Annotated in this window: 15 protein-coding genes; 3 read left to right on the forward strand and 12 right to left on the reverse strand. The window is 58.3% G+C overall.

Features of this window, described 5'->3' with window-relative positions; translation table 11 throughout:
- The first annotated feature begins 63 nt into the window (after positions 1 to 63).
- Positions 64 to 1,347 (forward strand): galactokinase, encoded by a 1,284-nt coding sequence (locus RUM_RS10790; RefSeq protein WP_041326809.1) that lies wholly within the window; start codon positions 64 to 66, stop codon positions 1,345 to 1,347.
- 42 nt (positions 1,348 to 1,389) lie between these two features.
- Complete coding sequence (galE, locus tag RUM_RS10795) at positions 1,390 to 2,400, forward strand: UDP-glucose 4-epimerase GalE (RefSeq protein WP_041326810.1); 1,011 nt, start codon at positions 1,390 to 1,392, stop codon at positions 2,398 to 2,400.
- Positions 2,401 to 2,493: 93 nt separating this feature from the next.
- Here galE and RUM_RS10800 read toward each other — a convergent pair whose 3' ends face one another.
- From RUM_RS10800 to RUM_RS10855, 12 genes are all read right to left on the reverse strand, one after another.
- The gene (locus RUM_RS10800) at positions 2,494 to 3,483 is read right to left on the reverse strand and encodes a glycoside hydrolase family 130 protein (protein ID WP_015559136.1); all 990 of its coding nucleotides are present in this window, start codon (positions 3,481 to 3,483) and stop codon (positions 2,494 to 2,496) included.
- Between the two features lie 96 nt (positions 3,484 to 3,579).
- Positions 3,580 to 5,193 (reverse strand): glycosyl hydrolase, encoded by a 1,614-nt coding sequence (locus RUM_RS10805; protein ID WP_015559137.1) that lies wholly within the window; start codon positions 5,191 to 5,193, stop codon positions 3,580 to 3,582.
- Between the two features lie 11 nt (positions 5,194 to 5,204).
- Entirely contained in the window at positions 5,205 to 7,535 is a 2,331-nt protein-coding gene (locus RUM_RS10810) for a glycoside hydrolase family 95 protein (RefSeq protein WP_015559138.1), read from the reverse strand.
- A gap of 141 nt (positions 7,536 to 7,676) precedes the next feature.
- Complete coding sequence (locus RUM_RS10815) at positions 7,677 to 10,034, reverse strand: homocysteine S-methyltransferase family protein (protein WP_015559139.1); 2,358 nt, start codon at positions 10,032 to 10,034, stop codon at positions 7,677 to 7,679.
- Complete coding sequence (locus RUM_RS10820) at positions 10,031 to 10,735, reverse strand: vitamin B12 dependent-methionine synthase activation domain-containing protein (protein WP_015559140.1); 705 nt, start codon at positions 10,733 to 10,735, stop codon at positions 10,031 to 10,033. Before RUM_RS10820 ends, RUM_RS10815 begins: the two co-directional genes overlap by 4 nt.
- 12 nt (positions 10,736 to 10,747) lie before the next feature.
- A complete protein-coding gene (locus RUM_RS10825; protein ID WP_015559141.1) occupies positions 10,748 to 11,416 on the reverse strand; it encodes a uracil-DNA glycosylase in 669 nt (222 codons plus the stop codon).
- Between the two features lie 71 nt (positions 11,417 to 11,487).
- Positions 11,488 to 12,411: a magnesium transporter CorA family protein gene (locus RUM_RS10830; protein ID WP_015559142.1), complete on the reverse strand. Its 924-nt coding sequence runs from the start codon at positions 12,409 to 12,411 to the stop codon at positions 11,488 to 11,490.
- Positions 12,412 to 12,691: 280 nt separating this feature from the next.
- Positions 12,692 to 12,937 (reverse strand): hypothetical protein, encoded by a 246-nt coding sequence (locus tag RUM_RS10835; RefSeq protein WP_015559143.1) that lies wholly within the window; start codon positions 12,935 to 12,937, stop codon positions 12,692 to 12,694.
- Positions 12,938 to 12,945: 8 nt separating this feature from the next.
- Positions 12,946 to 13,674, reverse strand: coding sequence for a CpsB/CapC family capsule biosynthesis tyrosine phosphatase (locus RUM_RS10840; protein ID WP_015559144.1), 729 nt, complete (start codon positions 13,672 to 13,674; stop codon positions 12,946 to 12,948).
- A gap of 87 nt (positions 13,675 to 13,761) precedes the next feature.
- Positions 13,762 to 16,113: a glycogen/starch/alpha-glucan phosphorylase gene (locus tag RUM_RS10845; RefSeq protein ID WP_015559145.1), complete on the reverse strand. Its 2,352-nt coding sequence runs from the start codon at positions 16,111 to 16,113 to the stop codon at positions 13,762 to 13,764.
- A gap of 14 nt (positions 16,114 to 16,127) precedes the next feature.
- Positions 16,128 to 17,603, reverse strand: coding sequence for a 4-alpha-glucanotransferase (gene malQ / locus RUM_RS10850; protein ID WP_242821768.1), 1,476 nt, complete (start codon positions 17,601 to 17,603; stop codon positions 16,128 to 16,130).
- Between the two features lie 21 nt (positions 17,604 to 17,624).
- Positions 17,625 to 18,980, reverse strand: coding sequence for a TrkH family potassium uptake protein (locus tag RUM_RS10855; RefSeq protein WP_242821769.1), 1,356 nt, complete (start codon positions 18,978 to 18,980; stop codon positions 17,625 to 17,627).
- A gap of 195 nt (positions 18,981 to 19,175) precedes the next feature.
- On the opposite strand from RUM_RS10855, the gene RUM_RS10860 reads away from it, so the two are divergent.
- A complete protein-coding gene (locus RUM_RS10860; protein WP_015559147.1) occupies positions 19,176 to 19,847 on the forward strand; it encodes a hypothetical protein in 672 nt (223 codons plus the stop codon).
- The last annotated feature ends 24 nt before the right edge of the window (positions 19,848 to 19,871 follow it).

Raw genomic sequence — 19,871 nt, forward strand, 5'->3', positions numbered from 1 at the left:
ATGAGTGTTGCCATAAACAGAAAGAAAGCCAGCGGCTTTGACCGCAGCAGAATGGAGATGCCCATGGAATCAAACCAGACCATTGCAAGACAGCTCCGGGAGGGGCAGTATGACAGCCAGCTGTGCCGGCTGTACGGAGCGGAGGGAGCCGCTCTGCAGCCCTACCAGGAACGGCTGTGCAATCTGCTTGCCCGGTATCAGGAAACCTATCATCAGCCCTGCGCAAGCCTGTTTTCTGTTTCCGGCAGAACGGAGCTCAGCGGCAACCACACGGACCATCAGAACGGCTGCGTGCTAGCTGCCGGGGTAAGCCTGGATGTGATCGCCGCCGCCGCCCCCAACGGCACCAATCTGATTCGGGTCAAGTCCGAGGGCTATCCGGAGGATCTCATCGACCTGTCCCAGCGGATTCCCATGCCGGAGGAAACCAACACCGCCGCTGCCCTGATCAGAGGGGTTGCAGCCCGGTTCATCCAGCTTGGCTATCCAGTGTCGGGGTTTGACGCCTACACCACCTCCAGCGTGCTGAAGGGCTCCGGCCTGTCCAGCTCTGCGGCGTTTGAAGTTCTGCTGGGAAATATCATCAACGCCTTTTTTGCTGACGGAGCGGAAACACCGGTTTCCATCGCCCAGATCGGGCAGTATGCGGAAAATGTCTTTTTCGGCAAGCCCTGCGGTCTGATGGATCAGATGGCATGCTCCCTTGGCAATGTGGCATCCATTGACTTTGCGGATCCGGACAACCCCGGCATCCGGCAGGTGTCCCTGGATCTGCAAAAAGCAGGCTATGCCCTGTGCATCATCGACAGCGGCGGAGATCATGCAGACCTGACCGCTTGCTATGCGGCAGTTCCGGCGGAAATGCGCAGCATTGCCCGGCAGTTTGGCAAACAGGTGCTGCGGCAGGTTCCCCAGGCGGAATTTGAAGCTGCCATCCCGGCACTGCGGAAAGCCTGCGGAGACCGGGCTGTGCTGCGTGCCATGCATTTTTACGGGGAGAACGCACGGGTCATGGAGCAGACAACCGCCCTGGAACAGGGAAACATCCCCCGGTTCTTAGCCCTCGTGACGGAATCCGGCAGATCCTCCGAAACCCTGCTGCAAAACATCTTTGACTGCCGCAATCCCCGGCAGCAGCCGATCAGCATGGCGCTGGCGCTGTGTCGACAGTTGCTGCACGGTGAAGGCGCATGCCGGATCCACGGCGGCGGCTTTGCCGGCACAGTCCAGGCATTTGTGCCGCTGGACCGGCTCAGCGCCTTCCGCAGCGGTATGGAAGCCGTACTGGGTGCCGGCGCATGTCACCTGCTGCAAATTCGTTCCACAGGAGGCATGCAACTGACATAATATAACAGAAAGGAGTGCTGTACCTTGTGCAGCCATGAAACCATGAAAACTATTTTAGTAACCGGCGGCGCCGGATTCATCGGCAGCCACTGCTGTGTAGAGCTGCTGGAAAGCGGCTATGAAGTCATCATCATGGACAACCTGTCCAATTCCAAGGAAGAAAGCGTAAACCGGATCCGGCAGATCACCGGCAAATCCGTCACCTTCTACCGGACGGATATGCTGGATCTGCCGGGCATGGAGCAAATCTTTGCCAATCACAGCATCGACGCTGTGATCCACTTTGCCGGACTGAAGGCAGTGGGAGAATCCGTTGCCAAGCCCCTGGAGTATTACCACAACAACCTGACCGGCACCCTGCTGCTGCTCCAGGCTATGCGGAAGTATGGCTGCAAGAAGCTGGTATTCTCCTCCTCTGCCACCGTATACGGGGTACATAACCCGGTGCCCTACACTGAGGACATGCCCACCTCCGCCACCAATCCTTACGGCTACACCAAGGTGATGATCGAGCAGTTCCTGCGGGATCTGGTGGTTGCGGATCCGGAATGGAGCGTGGTGGCACTCCGGTACTTCAACCCCATCGGGGCGCATCCCAGCGGGCTCATCGGGGAGGATCCCAACGGCATCCCCAACAATCTGGTACCCTACATTGCCCAGGTGGCAGTAGGCAAGCTGCCCTGCCTGCGGGTATTCGGCAACGATTATGCCACGCCGGACGGCACCGGCGTCCGGGATTATATCCATGTGGTAGACCTGGCAAAGGGGCATCTTGCCGCCCTGGATTACGCCGACAGCCATCCGGGCTTCATGCCCATCAACCTGGGCACCGGGCACGGCGCCAGCGTGTTACAGGTGGCTGATGCCTACGAAAAAGCATGCGGCAAGCCCATCCCCCGGGAGATCTGTCCCCGCCGCCCCGGCGACATTGCCACCTCTGTGGCAGATGCAAGCCGGGCAAAGGAGCTGCTGCACTGGGAGGCGCATGCCACCGTGGAGCAGATGTGCGCCGACAGCTGGCACTTCACCGAGAAAAATCCAAACGGTCTTTGATGCACAAAACAAAAGCAGCCTGTACGATCTGTACAGGCTACTTTTTCGATACATATCCCGGCAGCCGAAACCGCCGGGATTTGTTTTGCAGGATCAGACCTGGGAATTGTGATCCAGCCAATCCATAACCGTGTCCACTGTGGTGAAGCACAGACCGGTGCAGGTATCTGCACAGCCATAGTAGATGGCGATTCTGCCGGTGTCTGCATCCACCAGATTTGCACAGGGGAAGGTTACGTTGGGCACATCGCCTACGCACTCGTACAGCTCCTGGGGGCTGATGAGGTAGCTTCTGCCCCGCTTGAGCACCTTCCAGGGCTCATCCTTGTCCAGCAATGCCGCAGAGAAGCTGTACACAAAGCCGTTGCAGGAGGTGAGTACCCCGTGGTAGAAGATCAGCCAGCCACGATCCGTCTCGATGGGGGTAGGGCCGGCGCCGATCTTAGTGGACTCCCAGCCCTTGGAGGGACCCATCACATGACGGTGCTTGCCCCAGTAGGTCATATCCGGAGACTGGGAAATGTAGATATCCCCGAAGGGGGTGTGACCGCTGTCGGAGGGGCGGGAGAACATCATGTAGTTGCCGCCGATCCGCCGGGGGAACAGCACGCCGTTCCGGTTGAAGGGCAGGTATGCATTCTCCAGCTGGTGGAAGGTCTTGAAGTCAAAGGTGTAGCCCACACCAATGGTAGGATGCCAGCCGTATGCGTTGCACCAGGTGATGTAGTAACGATCCTCGATGAAGCATACCCGGGGGTCATAGCCGTACTGGAACTCTGCCATTTCGGGAATGTCGGTTTCAAACTGAATCCGCTCCGGCTGAATGTCCCAGTTCATGCCGTCCTTGGAGAAGCCAGCATGCAGCTGCATGTTCCGCTCCTTATCGTCCACACGGAACACCCCGGCGAAGCCTCCCTCAAAGGGAACCACTGCGCTGTTGAACACACTGTTGGAGGTGGGGAGAATGTTCCGCTTGATGATGGGGTTTGCCTTGTAACGCCAGATTACGTCCTGGCAGTCTGCCGGCCGGTCCTGCCAGGGCAGATTGGGGATGGATTTTTCGTTCAGAATTTTTACGTTCATAGAACTACCGCCTTTCTTTTCGCTTAACGAAAGCAATTATTTTCTTTATTTAAGCGTTCCATTTTTGATGGTGTACTCATTATAGCACGGGAAAAGCTAGTTTGCAAGACTTTTTTGCGACATTTTTATATATTCGCTCAAAGAAAGTGTTCCATCTGAGTTATAATATTTGATTAAGTCATCAGTTGAAATATACTTACCATTGAGCGTGCCATCCTGTCCCACAAGATAGTCCCCGTACCACAGTCCAAAGAAGGACCATACCGCATTGTCCCGGAAGATGGCGTCCACGTCCGGGATCCGGCTGCATTCGCTGAGCGCCAGCAGCTTTTCCCCCTTTGTCAAGGCATACAGCCACTGGAACTGTCCATAGCGGCTGCCGTATTCCGCATCCGCCCGCAGGTATACGTCAATGGAGGCGATATCGTAGTACGCCTGCCCCACATAGTAATCCTGGCTCTGACCGTTCCAGACCCACAGCAGGTTGTTCAGCCCATGATACGCCGTCAGCCGGTCATACAGCAGCCGCCACAGCCACTGATAGGCGTCCGCACCGTCGCTGCCCCACCAATACCAGCCGCCGCCAGCTTCATGCAGGGGCCGCCACAGCACCGGCACATCCGCATCCTTCAGACGAGCCAGCTGCCCTGCCACCTGGTCGATGCTCTCTACCAGAGCATAGCACTCCTCACTGATCTTCCGCCGATCCAGCAGCTCCTGCAGCTCCTCCGGATCCAGCTGGGCGATGTCCTCTCCGGTCACTGCCTTGCTGAGCCGGAAGTCCGTCTTGTCCGCATACACGCTGCCCTGCTCCATGGGAGCAGTCCAGTACCACATAAAGCCCACCACGCCGCCGGCACGGGACCAGGCAATGGCAGCCTCGATCTCCTCTGCGTTTTCCGTATCCTTGTCCGTATAGCTGCCCAGATCCCCGAACCGGATCACCGGGTACTGCCCCGTGATGTTGTGGATCAGCTCCAGCTCCTGGTTCTGGGCGCTGGAGGCATACTGCCCGGTAAGCATGGTCTTGCCGTAGCAAGATGCCAGATTCCGCAAAAGCGCCTTCGCCTCCGGAGAAGCGTCCGCGTTCACCGGCTGGGACGCCGCATCCTCGTAGGAGATCTCGTACAGGTCTGTGTTATTGGTCAGCGTAAAGCTGTCCAGATCCAGTCCGCCGTCAATCTCCTCAATGGAAAGCCGGGCCTTGCCTGCCTCGATGAACACCCCGTGAAAGGTCACATGCAGGAACTCTCCCTTGCCGGCAATGGTAAATTCGCCAATATCCTCGCCGTTGACCAACAGCGTGTTCCGCACTTCCTCGTCCGCCGCAGCGCACAGGGTAATGTCATAATGCTGGGTGGCAGGCACTTCGATCTCCACGACCACCTTGTTGTCCGCATCCCCGTCAAAGCCCGTCACATAGCCGTCTCCGCTGTAGCCCTCCCGTTCATCGGACACCTCCAGATTGCCGTACAGTCTGCCCTCCTCCGCCTCGGCGGACAGCTCTGCATTCTTCTGCTCGATGGCGGGAATGTCCAGCTCGTACACCGTTTCCGTAGTGCCGGGCGTCTCCGTGGTAGGCACCGCCGTATTGCCGTTGGGGATTCCCCGGTTGTCGTTGCAGCTGACCCATACCAGGGACAGCACCAGGATCGCCGCAACGCCGGTGCCGATCCAGGTCCATCGCTTTTTCTGTGCATCTGTGAGCATGCTCTTACTCCTTACTCCTCATTCTCCCGGGGCGTCAGCCCATAATGTTTGCCGCCGGATACCGGGAACTCCAGCATATCCTCTGTCCGGGCACAGGCAATGGTCACGCCGTCGCATACCACATCCATGGACACACCGGTGCGGATCCGGCACAGCCCATCCTGATCCGGCGTTACCACCGCCCGGGTCAGCCTGGCATCCTGCCAGAACAGATCCACCGTATATGCGCCCTTGGCACGCAGACCCATGACGCTGCCCTTTGCCCACTGGGGCGGCAAAGCGGGCAGGAACTGCATAACGCCTCCATGACTTTGCAGCAACGCCTCGCATACTGCCGCCGTACCGCCAAAATTCCCGTCAATCTGGAAGGGCGGATGGGAATCCAGCAGATTGGGATTGGTGGAATAGGCAAGCAGCTTCTGCATATTCTCGAACACCATTTCTCCGTCATGAAGCCTTGCCCACATGTTCATGATCCAGGCACGGCTCCAGCCCGTATGACCGCCCCCATGCACCAGCCGCCGCACCAGGGTGGCACGGGCAGCATCCGCCAGCTTGGGGGTATCCTCCGGGGTAATCAGATCCGCCGGGTGCAGAGCGAACAGCTGGGAAATATGCCGGTGGCCGATCTCCACCTCATCGTAATCCACCGCCCATTCCTTGATCTGTCCGTACTTACCGATCTCCGGCATGGGGAGCCGGGGCAGCATCTGCCGAATCTTCTCCAGCAGGGGGGATTCCCGTTCCAGAATCCTTGCCGCCTCCAGCACATCCGTAAACAGCAGGGTGATGATCTGGCTGTCCATGCTGGGGCCGATGCACAGGCTGCCCTTGGCGCCGCTTGCCGTCAGGTATGTATTCTCCGGGGAAACGGAGGGGCCGGTGACCAGCTGTCCGGCGCTGTTTTCAAACATATATTCTGTAAAGAACTGCGCCGCTCCGCACAGGGTATCAAATTGCTGCGCCAGGAAATCCCGGTCCAGGGTGTACTGATAATGCTCAAAAATATGCAGGCACAGCCAGGCAGCCCCCATGGGCCAGATGGTGGCAGGCATCCACCGATCCTGGGGAGCGCAATCCCCCCACAGATCCGTATTGTGATGGCACACAAAGCCGCCGCAATGATACATATCCCGGGCGGTCTGCTCCCCGTTGGGACGCATCCGGCGGATCAGATCAAACAGGGGCAGGTGGCACTCGGACAGATTACAGCTTTCAGCGCACCAGTAGTTCATCTCTGTGTTAATATTCACCGTAAACCGGGAGCCCCAGGCAGGCCACATATCCTGGTTCCAGATGCCCTGTAAATTCAGGGGCTGACTGCCGGGGCGGCTGCCGGAGATCATCAGGTATCTGCCATAGTTGAAATACAGCTCCGTCAGCTTGTTGTCCAGGATCAGTCCTGCCGCATCCTTCCCGTCAAAATCGTTGCCCCGCAAACGGCTCAGCCGGGCATCCGTGGGCAACTGGGCACCCTCGCCACTGTTATCCTCCAGTTCCAGCTTCACCCGGTCAAACAACGCCCGGTAGTCGTCCACATGCCGCACCATCAGCTCATGAAAGCTGCAATCCGCCGCATACTCCGCATCCAACTGTGCAGCCTCCAGGTATCCTTCTCCCTTGTAGAAGCTGGTCTGTACCGCCAGCAGCAGGGTGGCTTCATCCGCCCCCTCCACGCAAAGCTGGTTGCCCCGGGTAAAGGCTCTGCCCCCCTGGACAGCGGCAGTCATCACCACCGCAAACTGAATGCCCTGCTGACCGCCCTGTCCGCCGGTGACGCAGATGGAAGCCTCTCCATCCGGCCGGTTCTCGTCGTAGTAATCGTCCCTGCCGCCAAAGGATGCGGCAAAGGACACCTGCCCCGGCTGATCGGCGGACACATGCAGCACCAGCACGTTGTCCGGCTCCGATACAAATACACTGCGCTGATACTGCACCCCGTCCAGGGTATACTCTGTCAGGGCGATGCCGCTGGACAGATCCAGGGTACGCCGGTACGCCGTGCTGTGGCTTTCCTTGTGGAACACCACGTCCAGATCCCCCAGGGGCATATAATGCCGGCTGTTCTCCGGACAGCCCTGCATGGTCTGAAATGCCAGTTCCTCCGCTTCGCTGATCTTTTCCTGCTGCAAAAGCATCCGGATCTGCTGCATTCCCTGGTACGCATCCGGATTGTTCCGGTTCCGCAATCCCCCGGACCATATGGAATCCTCATTGAGCTTGAGGTGCTCCGTCTCCACGCCGCCGAACACCATGGCGCCCATGCGTCCGTTTCCCACCGGCAGAGCCTGGTCAAAATTTTCCGCAGGCTTTGTATACCAAAGCAATGTTTCCTGTCCCATAGGTTCCTCCTCATACGCATAATCAATTTATTATACCACACCTTTTGAAAAAATGCAAAGGCTCCAAGGGGCGTTTCCTGTCGATCTCCCAAACAGCAAAAGCCTTCGGAAGCGTTCCCTCCGAAGGCCTTGCACAGTGGCTTATCCCACCACCTGTTTTGCAATATCCACCGATTCCTTGGCATCCTTGGCGTAGTAATCCGCCCCGATCTGGGCTGCATAGTCTGCGGTCAGCACAGCGCCTCCCACAACCACCTTGCAGGGCACGTTGTTGGCATGCAGCTGTCGGATGGTTTCCTCCATAGCGCCCAATGTGGTGGTCATCAATGCGGACAGACCCACCAGCTTGACCTGATGCTCCAGGGCAGCCGCCACAATGGTTTCCGGCGGCACGTCCCGCCCCAGGTCGATGACCTGGTAGCCGTAATTCTCCATCAGCACCTTGACGATATTCTTGCCAATGTCGTGGATGTCCCCCTTCACCGTTGCCAGAATCACCTTGCCCCGGCTCACCGGCACTGCATTGTGGGCAGTCAGATAGCTGCGGATCTCCCCGAAAGCAGCCTGTGCCACCCCTGCTGCCTGGATCAACTGGGGCAGGAACAGCTTGCCCTGCTCAAAGGCAGCCCCCGCCTTGTCCAGCGCCGGGATCAGTTGTCCGTTCACGATCTCCATGGAATCCATCTGCTCCAGTAGCTGCCGGGTGATCCGGGCACCCTCCTGCTTCAGCCCGTTTTCGATGGCGAAGGACAGGGTCATATCCGCCGGTGCCGCCGCCGGCTTTGCCTTTGGCTCTGCGCTGCCGTAGGCGGCAATAAAGTCAACGGCATTCTTGTCAATGTTGGCAAGCAGGCAATAGCTGCGGACAGCGTCCATCATGGATGCCACATTGGGGTTCATAATGGGCAGATCCAGTCCGTTTTGCAGTGCCATCAGCAGGAAGCTGTGATTCACAAGCTCCCGGTTGGGCAAGCCGAAGCTGATGTTGGACACACCCAGCACGGTTTTCAGCCCCAGCTCCTGCTTGACCCGATGCAGGGCGGACAGGGTCTGCACCGCACCGTCCTGCTCCGCCGATACGGTCAGAGTCAGACAGTCGATATACACATCCTCCCGGCGGATGCCCAACGCAAGGGCACGATCCAGGATCCGCTTTGCAATCTGAAATCTGCCCTCTGCCGTCTTGGGAATCCCCTGTTCATCCAGGGTCAGCCCCACCACTGCTGCACCGTATTTTTTCACCAGGGGCAGTACCGTGGACAGGGATTTTTCCTCCCCGTTGACAGAGTTCACAATGGGCTTGCCATTGTAGATCCGCAGTGCCGCCTCCAGCACCTGGGGCATGGTGGAATCCAACTGCAAGGGCACATCCACCACTCCCTGGAGCGCCTTCACCGTCCGCACCATCATATCCCGTTCGTCAATGGAGGGCAGTCCCACATTCACGTCCAGAATATCTGCGCCCCCGTGTACCTGGGTAATGGCCTGCCCCAGGATATAGTCGATATCCCCCCGAAGCAGCGCTTCCTTGAACAGCTTCTTGCCGGTGGGATTGATCCGCTCCCCGATGACTCTGGGACGATCGATGACCACCGTCCGGCTGTAGGAGCATACTGCCGCCGGCACCTGTACCTGCCGGGGCGTAAATGGCAGATCCGCCACCGCTTCCCGGACTGCCCGGATATAATCCGGGGTGGTGCCGCAGCAGCCCCCAAGCAGCTTGACCCCCAGCTTTGCGATCCGGGTCATGCTCCTGGCGAACTCCGCCGGGGATACATTGTACTGGTTGGTCACCGGATCCGGCAGTCCGGCATTGGGCTTGATGAGCAGGGGCAGGGTCGTCCACCGGCACAGCTCCTCCACCACCGGGTACAGCTCATCCGGGCCGATGGAGCAGTTGATACCCATTGCGTCCACTCCAAGCCCCTCCAGGGTCAGTGCCATGGCGGACACGCTGCATCCGGTGAAGGTGCGCCCCGTATGCTCAAAGGTCATCAGAGCGATCACCGGCTTGCCGTTGCCATGCTCCTTTGCCGCCAGCACCGCCGCCCGGATCTCGTACAGATCCGTCATGGTCTCAATGAGGATCAGATCCGCCTCCTGCCCCGCATCCACCTGTTCGGCGTAAAGATCATACGCCTGCTCAAAGGTCAGAGAGCCGGTCGGCTCCAGCATCTGCCCGGTGGGGCCCAGATCCAGCGCCACCAGGGCTTTCCCCGCCGCAGCCCGTCTTGCGCACTGAATGGCAGCCGGGATCACCTGCTGCACCGTGGCACCGCTGCCTGTCAGCTTTGCCCGGTTTGCCCCGAAGGTGTTGGAGCAGATGATATTGGAGCCAGCCTCTACATAGGCACGCTGCACCTGCTCCACCAGCGCCGGATCCTTCAGATTCAGCAGCTCCGGCCGCTCTCCTGCCTGCATGCCGTTTGCCTGGAGCATGGTACCCATGCCTCCGTCAAGAAATATATAATTGTTCTGTAAAAGCTCTGCAAAGGTCATGTTGCATCCTCCTTCATAGGTTCCGGCACTGCCCCGTAGGCGCAGCTTCCCCGGTATGCGCAGCGATCCCGCATGGAACAGGTGGCACAGCCCCGCAGCCGTTTCGGGGGCTCGGTTTCCGAAAGCCCGATCAGGGCGGTCACGGACTTGGTGGGGGTCAGCAGCAGGCTGTCCGTGGCGCACAGACCGATCCGCTTAGGGGCATCCAGAGCTGCCAGCAGCAGGGGCTGCACCTCCAGGGGAAAGTCCCCGTAGCCGGGACTGAACCGCCAGGTCTGGTACAGCTCCGGCAGTGCATGGTGCAGCTCCCCGGCAGCAGCATCACAGACCTGTTCAATAGCTGCGCTTGCCAGGGCGTCATACAACAGCGCATCGGTCATATCCGTTGCCTGCGCCTGCCGCAGGCACTGATCCACCGAAGCGGACAGGGTGGCAGCCAGCAGAGCGGCGTGGCTGCATCCTGTCAGATGGGCGGCAATGTCCCTGCCTGACAAGGGCATGCTGCACCCGGTCAGCGCCGGCTGCTCTCCATCCCAGATCAGCGGAAACACCCGGTACATATACTGGGGGTGCATCACCTCCAGCAGTGCCTGCTCACAGTCCGCAAGCCGCCGGGCAGTGGCATCGTCCGGGGTGCGGCTGCCATAGCCCAGATATCGCTGCGCCTGGCTCCGGTCGATGCAGGTGAGTGTGACTTCCATGGTATCCTCCCGTCAGATCCGCCAGTCGATCTCCGGCATGCCCTGCGCCCGGAGAAATTCGTTGGTTTTGGAAAAATGCCGACAGCCGAAAAAGCCGTTGTAGGCGGACAGGGGGCTGGGATGGGCGCAGGTCAGCACCAGATGCCGGGGAGCGGTGATGAGCGCCTGCTTCGCCCGGGCATTGGCACCCCACAGCAAAAACACAATGGGCTGTTCCCGGGCGTTCAGCAGACGGATGATGTCATCCGTCACCTGCTCCCAGCCCTTGCCCCGGTGGCTGTTTGCCTCCCCTTCCCGGACGGTGAGCACCGTATTCAGCAGCAGCACGCCGCTTTTTGCCCAGGGAATCAGAGTGCCCCCCTTTCCCAGATTGTCGATGCCCAGGTCATCCCGCAGTTCCTTGAACATATTCACCAAAGAGGGGGGCGGCGCAACGCCGGGGCGCACAGAAAAGCACAGACCGTGAGCCTGCCCGGGCTGGTGATAAGGATCCTGTCCCAGGATCACTGCCCTGGTGTCTGCGTAGGACGTATACCGCAGCGCATTGAACAAATCGTACATATCCGGATACACCCGGTGGGTGCTGTATTCCCGGATCAGAAACTGCCGTAGCTGCTGATAGTTTTCCGACGCAAAGGTATCCTTCAGCAGCTCATCCCAGTCATTTCCGATATGAACCATAATGCTTCCTCCTGTGTATGCAAAAAGCCCGGACAGAATCCCATCCGGGCTTTTTCGATGTCGCCATATGCCTATTTATTCTTGTTCCGGAAGAGAAACGATGCTACTGCTACCGTGACCATCACGGAAATCAGAGTGGGAAACCAGGTATCCGGAACGGGTAGATGGGCGGTGTTCATGCCGTAGAAGCTGAACACCATGGTAGGAATCGCCATGATGATGGTGATGACAGTCAGCCGGGACATGACAGTATTCTGGTTGTTGGCAATGACGGATGCAAAGGCGTCCACCATAACCGACAGAATGCCGGTGTAGATCTTGGTCATTTCCGTTGCCTGTTTCACCTCGACCAGCACATCCTCCAGCAGATCCTGATCCTCCTCGTACAGCTTCATGACCCTGCCCCGCAGGATCTTTTCCAGGGTGATATTGTTCGCCTTCAAGGAAGTGGAAAAGTAGACCAGGGATTTCTCCAGTCCGAGAATCTGCACCAGCTCTTTGTTTTTCATCGCTACACTGAGTTGCTTCTCGATATGGTAGGAGATCTTGTCGATCTGTTTGAGGTACTGGACAAAGCCGGCGGTGATGCGCATCAGCAGCAGCAGCACGAACCGGGTTTTGTGCATGGTCTGTAAATTCCGGATGGCGCCATTTTCAATGGCATCGATCACGGGACAGTGCTTGAGACTGATGGTGAATACATACTGGGCGGTGGTGATAATGCCCACCGGCAGGGTGTAAAACAAAAAGGTCTCATCCTGTTTTTCCGCCACTGCGGTATCCACGATAATCAGGGTCTGATTTTCTTCCCGTTCCACACGGGAGGATTCCTCCTCATCCAGAGAGGAGCGGACAAAGTCCCGGTCAAGCCCGTATTGCTCGATCAGAACGTTTACCTCGTCCGGGGTAGGCTCCACCACGGAAACCCAACAGCCCGGCTCCGGCTTGGATAGCCGTGTCAGCTCGGAGCCGACAGTCTTGAAATAGCTGATCATAATGCTGCCTTTCTGCGGCAGCACGGCTGTTCGTCAATGCTCCCGCAAGTGTTTTAATTGTACCCATAAGTACGGGTCAGGATTCATGACGAACCTCCTTTTTCTTGTGTGCGGTTTTGCACAGTTGGTGTGACAGCGCCGGATCCGGCGTCCATACACACTGTGTTTATTATACCACAGAATTCCCCTGGTTGCAAGGGAAATCCAATAAAAAAGCGCCCCTGCACAACAGGAGCGCCATATCCTGGGCAACATTCCACAAGCCTTATGGGGTGCCGCCCTATTTTCTTTTTTCCAGAATCCTGGCACAATCCGCACAGCAGCCCCGTTCATCCAGCTCCAGCCGGGGCAGCGTGCGAAAGCATTCCCTGGCTGTTACGGAATCCCGCAAGCCCTCCTGCTCCAGTGCAGGACTATAACCCCTGCATCCGCACAGGGCACAGGTGTGGATATACTTTTTTGCAGCAGGATTCCATTTTTCAAGATAGAGGGAATATCCCCGCTTGGTATGCTTGCTGTGTGACATTGCAACCCTCAGTTCACCAATTCGCTGACTGCCGCATTGGACAGCAGCATGCCGGCGTTATTCTTGATGCGCTTGTATTTCACCAGGGGCAGGGAGCGCTTCAGCACCCGCATAGCCTCCACCAGCCGGGGGCTGTCCTGGGGAGACACATAGCCGGAGCTGACAAACTGGGCAATGTGATTTCCCAGCAGGTACAGTGCATACTTCCGGGTGTCGTGGGCCATGATCCCGGCGCAGGACACCTGCAGCAACGCCCCTGCCCGGTTCAGAGCGAACATATCCTCCACCTGAATGGTGTTGAAATACCGGTCGATATCCGTCAGAACGGGCACCAGACCGCTTGCCACATGAAAGTGATCGAACAGGGTCATCAGCGCCGGGTCGATCACCTGCCCCCGGGGCAGGCAAACCAGCACATAGCCGGTACGCTCCACCCGGAACCGGTCGATCCTGCCGCATTCCAGCACAGCCGGACACAGCAGCACCTCCGCACCCAGTGCCACATGGGGCAGAGTCTCCTCCCCCATTGCCTGCCGCAGCCGGGCATAGGCAATCTCACGCCGTGCCAGAAACGCATCCGCCGTTTCCGTTTCCGGATTGAAAAAGGGCGTAGCGATCACGGTCTTGACCCCATGGTCATGGAGCGTCCGCAGCATAGCAAGGCTCTCCGCCGCCGTTTCCGGCCCACAGCCCATTCCGGGCAGTACATGGGCGTGAATATCGATGTACTTGTTCATGTGGCACCCCTCCGTCCCCGGGCAGCCCTCCGGTATGCAAGGCTGTCTCGGCTGTCAATCTTCCGTTCTGTCACGTTCCTGTATGCTTCATTGCACAGGGGTAATGTTCCAGATATCTGCTGCGTAGTCCCGGATAGTCCGGTCGGAGCTGAACTTGCCCGCATGGCACATGTTCAGCCACTGCTTCTTAGCAAATTCCGCCCGATCCCTGTAGTCGGAAATGGCACGGAGCTTTGCCTCCACATAGGACTCCAGATCTCCCAGCAGGTAGTAGTGATCCGGACGGTGCCAGCTTGCCCCGTCCAGCAGGCTGTAGTACAGCTCCCGGAAATCTCCGGTGCCCCCGTCGGATACGGTACCGTCGATGAGGGTGCTGACCACCCGGCGGATCTTCTCGTTGTCCGCAAAGAGCCGGCGGCTGCTGTAGTCCGGCATGATCTTTTCCAGTTCCTCCACCCTGGCGCCAAAGATGTAGTTGTTCTCCCCCCCGGCTTCCTCCACGATCTCGATATTCGCCCCGTCCAGGGTACCCAGGGTCACCGCCCCGTTCAGCATCAGCTTCATGTTGCCGGTGCCGGATGCCTCCGTACCAGCGGTGGAAATCTGCTCGGAGATATCCGCAGCCGCCACCAGCTTTTCCGCATAGGATACATTGTAGTTGTGGACAAATACCACCCGGATCAGATCCCGCACCTGGGGATCTCCATCCACCAGCCTGGCGATTTCGTTGATATACTTGATGATGCCCTTTGCCCGGCGATAGCCCGGCGCAGACTTTGCCCCGAACAGGAAGGTGGTGGGGGCAAAATTCTGAATGCTGCCGTCCTTGATGCCGAAGTAGATCCACAGAATGGAGAAGGCATTCAGCAGTTGCCGCTTGTATTCATGCAGCCGCTTGATCTGAATGTCGAACACCGTATCCGGGTCGATCCGAACGCCCTCCTGCGCCAGTACATACGCCGCTAGCTGCCGCTTCTTTTCCTGCTTGATGGCAGTAAAGCGCTGCAATACCTGTAAATCCCGGGCATAGGGCACCAGCTCCTCCAAGGCATCCAGTTGGGTGATCCACCGGTCGCTGCCCAGAAGCTCCGTGGCAAGACCGGACAGCTCCCGGTTGCACAGGGCAAACCAGCGCCGCTGGGTAATGCCATTGGTCTTGTTCTGGAACCGCTCCGGATACAGCCGGTACCAGTCCTTCAGTGCGGTATGCTTCAGGATCTCCGTGTGGATCTTCGCCACCCCGTTGGTGTGAGCGCTGGCATAAATCGCCATGTGTGCCATATGCACGCAGCCATCCCGGACGATTCCCATGGCTGTGATCTGTTCCGCCGTCCAGTCCGGCTTTGCATACAGCTCCGCCATCAGTGCCTCGTGGATCTGGAGAATTACCCCATACACCTCCGGCAGCAGCTCCTCCACCAGACCGCAGTCCCACTTTTCCAGCGCCTCCGCCATAATGGTGTGATTGGTGTAGTGGAACACCTGCTTCGCAATGGACAACGCCTTGTCAAAGGCAACCCCATCCTGCATCAGCAGCCGGATCAGCTCCGGAATGGAGATCACCGGGTGGGTATCGTTCAACTGGATGCTGACAGCCTGCGCCAGGTCATCGTACTTGTCGTGGGATGCCCGGTATTTCCGCAGGATATCCGCCAGGGATGCGGCGCTGAAGAAATACTCCTGCTTGAGCCGCAGCAGCTTCCCCTCCCGGGTGTCGTCGTTGGGGTACAGGACTCTGGAAATATCCTCTGCGGCAATACTTTCCGCAGAAGCCTCCAGATAATGCTGCTGATTGAACAGCTGGAAGTCAAAGGTATGCACCGGCTCCGCCTGCCACAGCCGCAGGGTACTGATGTGCCGGGTCTTGCAGCCGATGATGGGCATATCATAGGGCACTGCCCGGACGGTCTGTCCGGCGTAGCGGATCTCCACCGCATCCGCCTCACAGCGCACCGACCAGGGATCTCCCCACCGGGTCCAGTCATCGGCGGTCTCCTTCTGGAAGCCGTCCTCAAAATGCTGCTCAAACAGCCCGTACCGGTAACGGATGCCGTAGCCGTCCAGGGGCAGGTTCAGAGTCGACGCACTGTCCAGAAAGCATGCAGCCAGTCTGCCCAGCCCCCCGTTGCCCAGGGCAGCATCCGGGATCTCATCCATAGCAGACAGGGATACGCCGTAGGGACGCAGGGCTTCTTCCACGGTATCGTAAAGATCCAGGCACAGCAGATTGTTCTGCACAGCCCGCCCCACCAGAAATTCCATGGAGAAATAGCACGCCCGTCTGCCGGACAGATGCGCCTGACGGCTTGCCCGCCAGTCCGGTGCAATGGTCTCCATCACCGTGTCCCCGATGGCACTGTGCAGTGCCTGGGGAGTCGCCTTGTCCGGGGTGGTACCCAGCTTTTTGCACAACGCCTGTTCAAATTCCTTATGATCCATCTGTATCTCGCTCCTTACTTTCGACCGTAGGTACGGTTCAGCCGGCGAATCCGCCGCTGCAGCTTTTCTGTGTATTGCTCCGCCTTGGTGCGGTAGCACCAGTTGCCCCCCAGGGTGGAGGGCAGGTTCATTCTGCCTTCGCCGCCTGCCTTGAGAAAATCCTGCATCTGGGCAATTGCCAGCTCCGCAATGCTGGACCATGCCGCACGCACCACTGCCGCCGGCACATCCTGCCTGCTTTCCACATCCAGGTATGCACGGGCAAAGCGCAGGGGTTCCCGGTTCAGGGTTTCTGCCCAGTGCAGCAGGGTGTCGTTGTCGTGGGTGCCTGTGTACACCACGCAATGGGAGGTGGTATAATTGTGGGGCAGGAATTCATTGTCCGCATCGCTGTCAAATGCAAATTGCAGCACCTTCATGCCCGGATAGCCGGTCTCCGCCAGAAGCTCCCGCACCTGGGGCGTGATATTGCCCAGATCCTCCGCAAGAATGTTCAATTCTCCCAGCTTCTGCTGTGCCGCCCGGAACAGCTCCAGACCCGGCCCCGGCATCCAGGCACCGTACTCGGCGGTTTCCTTCTTTGCCGGAATAGAATAATAGCTTTCAAAGCCCCGGAAGTGGTCGATGCGAACCATGTCAAACAGCTTGCTCACATACCCCAGCCGGTGGATCCACCAGGCGTAGCCCGTGACCCTGTGCTGCTTCCAGCGATAAACCGGATTGCCCCAAAGCTGCCCGGTGGCAGAGAAGCAGTCCGGCGGACAGCCTGCCACCTCGGCGGGACGGTTCAGCACATTCAGCTCAAACAGCTCCGGATGTGCCCAGACCTCCACACTGTCTGCGGCAGTGTAAATGGGCAGATCCCCGATGATGGAGATTCCCTGCTCGTTGGCGTATGCCTTGAGCCGATACCACTGCTTGAAGAACTGGTACTGGATGAATTTATGAAAGGCAATGTCCTCCTTGTAGGTTTCCCTTGCCAAGTCCATCGCTTCCTTCTTCCGGCGGCGCAGGGATCTCCCCCACTCCGTAAAGGGCTTGCCGTCATGGGCAAACTTCAGCGCCATGTACAGGGCGTAATCCTCCAGCCAGTCCTTCTGCGCCTCCACAAAGGCGTCAAAGTCAGGATCCGGCTTTGCATTGGAAAAGGCGATCCGCAGCACTTCATAGCACTGGGTATACAGCAGCGCATAGGGAATGGTGCTGCTGTCCTCCCCCCAGTTCAGACCGTCATAATCCGCCGGCACCAGCAAGCCTTCCTCCGCCAGCAGATCAAAGTCGATCAGATACGGGTTTCCCGCATAGGTACAGCAGGACTGATAGGGGGAATCCCCATAGCCCGTAGGCGAAAGGGGGAGCACCTGCCAGCAGGATACCTCCGCACCCTTCAGAAAATCTACAAACTCATATGCCGCCCTGCCCATTTTCCCGATGCCATGCCGGGAAGGCAGACTGAAAACAGGGAGCAAAATACCACTTCTACGCATCATGATACCTCATTTCAAAACAAATCAGCCAACCGTAACCTTTTCCAAAGGATACTGGGAGGCTACATTGCCGGACGTTGTGCCCAACGCCAGCAAAACAGACAGACCGCCGACTCTGCCTACAAACATCAGGAACATCAGGATCACCTGGGACAGCGCACTGAGCCGGGCAGTCAGCCCCAGGGTCAGCCCTGCGGTGCCCAATGCGGCGGCGCACTCAAACAGGGAATCCAACAGGCCAATGCTTTCAATGGCGCAGATCGACACGGAGGAGACGATCAGCAGCAGCAGATACAGCATCAGCACACAGCAGGCGTTGTGAATGGCCTCCTCCTCAATACGCCGGTGAAAGCATTCCACCGTCTTTCGCTTCCGGAACACCACCGTGATGCTCAAAAACAGCAGCGCCAGGGTGGTGGTCTTCAGCCCTCCTGCCGTAGAGCCGGAGGAGCCTCCCACCAGCATCAGACAGATGCACACAAACTGGGTAGCCTCGGTCATGGCGGACAGGTCCATGGTGAAAAAGCCCGCTGTCCGGCAGGTAACGGACTGAAACAGGGAACGAAGCCATTCCTCTCCGGTGCTGCATCCTGCCATGGCCTCTCCCCCATGCTCCAGCAAGAAAATCTGCACCGCACCCAGCAGGATCAGCACCCCGGAGGTCACCAGCACCAGCTTGGTGTGCAGCCGGTACTTGGCAAAGTGGTGACGATGCTCGATCACGTCAAACCAGACAAAGAAGCCCAGTCCGCCTACAATGATCAGAACCATGAACACTCCGTTGAGGAAGGGATCCGACGCCACATCCATCAGAGAGGAGCCGGGAGAAAAATAACCCATCAGATCGATGCCGGCATTGCAAAAGGCGGACACGCTGTGAAACACAGAAAAGAAAATGCCCCGGAGTGCCCCCAGCCGGGGACAGAAATACAGGCACAGCATGGCTGCACCCACCAGCTCAATGGCAAGGGAACTGAAGAATATGTACTGCGTCATCCGCACAATGCCGCCTACCTGCGGTGCGCTGTACGCCTCCTGCATAACAAAGCGCTGCTTGACCCCGATCTTTCTCTTGGTAAAGGACAGCAGAAAGATCATCACAGACATAAATCCCAGACCGCCCAACTCGATCAGCACCAGCTGGATCAGCTGACCGAACAGACTCCAGTAGTGATAGGTGTCATGCAGGGTCATGCCGGTAACACAGGTAACGGAAGCGGAGGTGAACATGGCATCCTTGAGAGAGGCGCCCTGTCCGTCCCGGGTAGCATGGGGCAGCATCAGCAGACACCCGCCCAACAGGATCAGCGTACTGTAGCCCAGCACGATCATCTTGGTTGCGGTCATGCCTCTGAAGTGATTCCGTAGTCGATCAATCAATCATTTGTTCACCCCTGTTTTCTGCGCAGGCTGCACGCCGGGAACCCGAAGCCGGAGCGTTCCCACTCCCCATGTGCTGCCTACAATTATCCACGCTATCATTCTAGCATATTTTTTCACCGGAATCAAGCCCATTTGCATTTTTTATATAAGTGTGCTATACTGGTAAAAAACCATGCGAAATGAGGCAAACCCATGGGAAAACGGATCCTTCTACCCCTGGCAGCTGCGCTGCTGCTCACCGGATGCAGCAGCATGCAGCACATTGAAAACGGCAGCAGCATCAACGAGACTCAACCAACCACCACCGCACCGGCACAGACCACTGCACCGCCCCCTGCCACCACTGCCGCACCAGTCACAACCATGTCTCCGGAACAGGCTGTAACCCAATGCTCCCCCCAGGAACTGCTGGCACTGGGGGCGTCCCTGTACGATGATGCCTGCAATATGCTTGCCGCCTTCCGAGGTGCGGTGTATCCCACCGACCCGACCCAGACCGCAGAGCGCCCCACCGATCACGCCACGGGGTTGCTGGTCACGGCGGACAGCGTCCACACGCCGGCGGATGTACAGGCGGCATTTGACGCCCTGTTCACAAAGGATGTGCCCTACAAGGCGGCGGACTATTACTTTGAAGCCGACGGAAAGCTGTATGCTGTGGTGCCGGACGCACCGGCGGATCCCGGCTATGTGGGCACGGAGCTGACCGATGTCCGGACAGAGGGCAGCCGGGTGGATTTTACGGCAGTGTCCTATTACACGGATCCGGAAACCGGGGAGGATCTGCCCACCCGAACGGCTGTGTTTTCTCTGATCGCAGAGGAGGATGGCTGGAAAACGGCGGCACTGACGCTACCCTATTGAGTGCCTGCGGCGCAGGGGTGGAAG

This window comes from Ruminococcus champanellensis 18P13 = JCM 17042 (assembly GCF_000210095.1).
GTDB classification, from domain to species: Bacteria; Bacillota; Clostridia; order Oscillospirales; family Ruminococcaceae; genus Ruminococcus_F; species Ruminococcus_F champanellensis.

Excerpts from the sequence above, each read along its gene's own strand:
- RUM_RS10790 (WP_041326809.1), top strand. The coding sequence starts at position 64 with ATGGAATCAAACCAGACCATTGCAAGACAGCTCCGGGAGGGGCAGTAT.
- galE (WP_041326810.1), top strand. The coding sequence starts at position 1,390 with ATGAAAACTATTTTAGTAACCGGCGGCGCCGGATTCATCGGCAGCCAC.
- RUM_RS10800 (WP_015559136.1), bottom strand. The coding sequence starts at position 3,483 with ATGAACGTAAAAATTCTGAACGAAAAATCCATCCCCAATCTGCCCTGG.
- RUM_RS10805 (WP_015559137.1), bottom strand. The coding sequence starts at position 5,193 with ATGCTCACAGATGCACAGAAAAAGCGATGGACCTGGATCGGCACCGGC.
- RUM_RS10810 (WP_015559138.1), bottom strand. The coding sequence starts at position 7,535 with ATGGGACAGGAAACATTGCTTTGGTATACAAAGCCTGCGGAAAATTTT.
- RUM_RS10815 (WP_015559139.1), bottom strand. The coding sequence starts at position 10,034 with ATGACCTTTGCAGAGCTTTTACAGAACAATTATATATTTCTTGACGGA.
- RUM_RS10820 (WP_015559140.1), bottom strand. The coding sequence starts at position 10,735 with ATGGAAGTCACACTCACCTGCATCGACCGGAGCCAGGCGCAGCGATAT.
- RUM_RS10825 (WP_015559141.1), bottom strand. The coding sequence starts at position 11,416 with ATGGTTCATATCGGAAATGACTGGGATGAGCTGCTGAAGGATACCTTT.
- RUM_RS10830 (WP_015559142.1), bottom strand. The coding sequence starts at position 12,411 with ATGATCAGCTATTTCAAGACTGTCGGCTCCGAGCTGACACGGCTATCC.
- RUM_RS10835 (WP_015559143.1), bottom strand. The coding sequence starts at position 12,937 with ATGTCACACAGCAAGCATACCAAGCGGGGATATTCCCTCTATCTTGAA.
- RUM_RS10840 (WP_015559144.1), bottom strand. The coding sequence starts at position 13,674 with ATGAACAAGTACATCGATATTCACGCCCATGTACTGCCCGGAATGGGC.
- RUM_RS10845 (WP_015559145.1), bottom strand. The coding sequence starts at position 16,113 with ATGGATCATAAGGAATTTGAACAGGCGTTGTGCAAAAAGCTGGGTACC.
- malQ (WP_242821768.1), bottom strand. The coding sequence starts at position 17,603 with ATGATGCGTAGAAGTGGTATTTTGCTCCCTGTTTTCAGTCTGCCTTCC.
- RUM_RS10860 (WP_015559147.1), top strand. The coding sequence starts at position 19,176 with ATGGGAAAACGGATCCTTCTACCCCTGGCAGCTGCGCTGCTGCTCACC.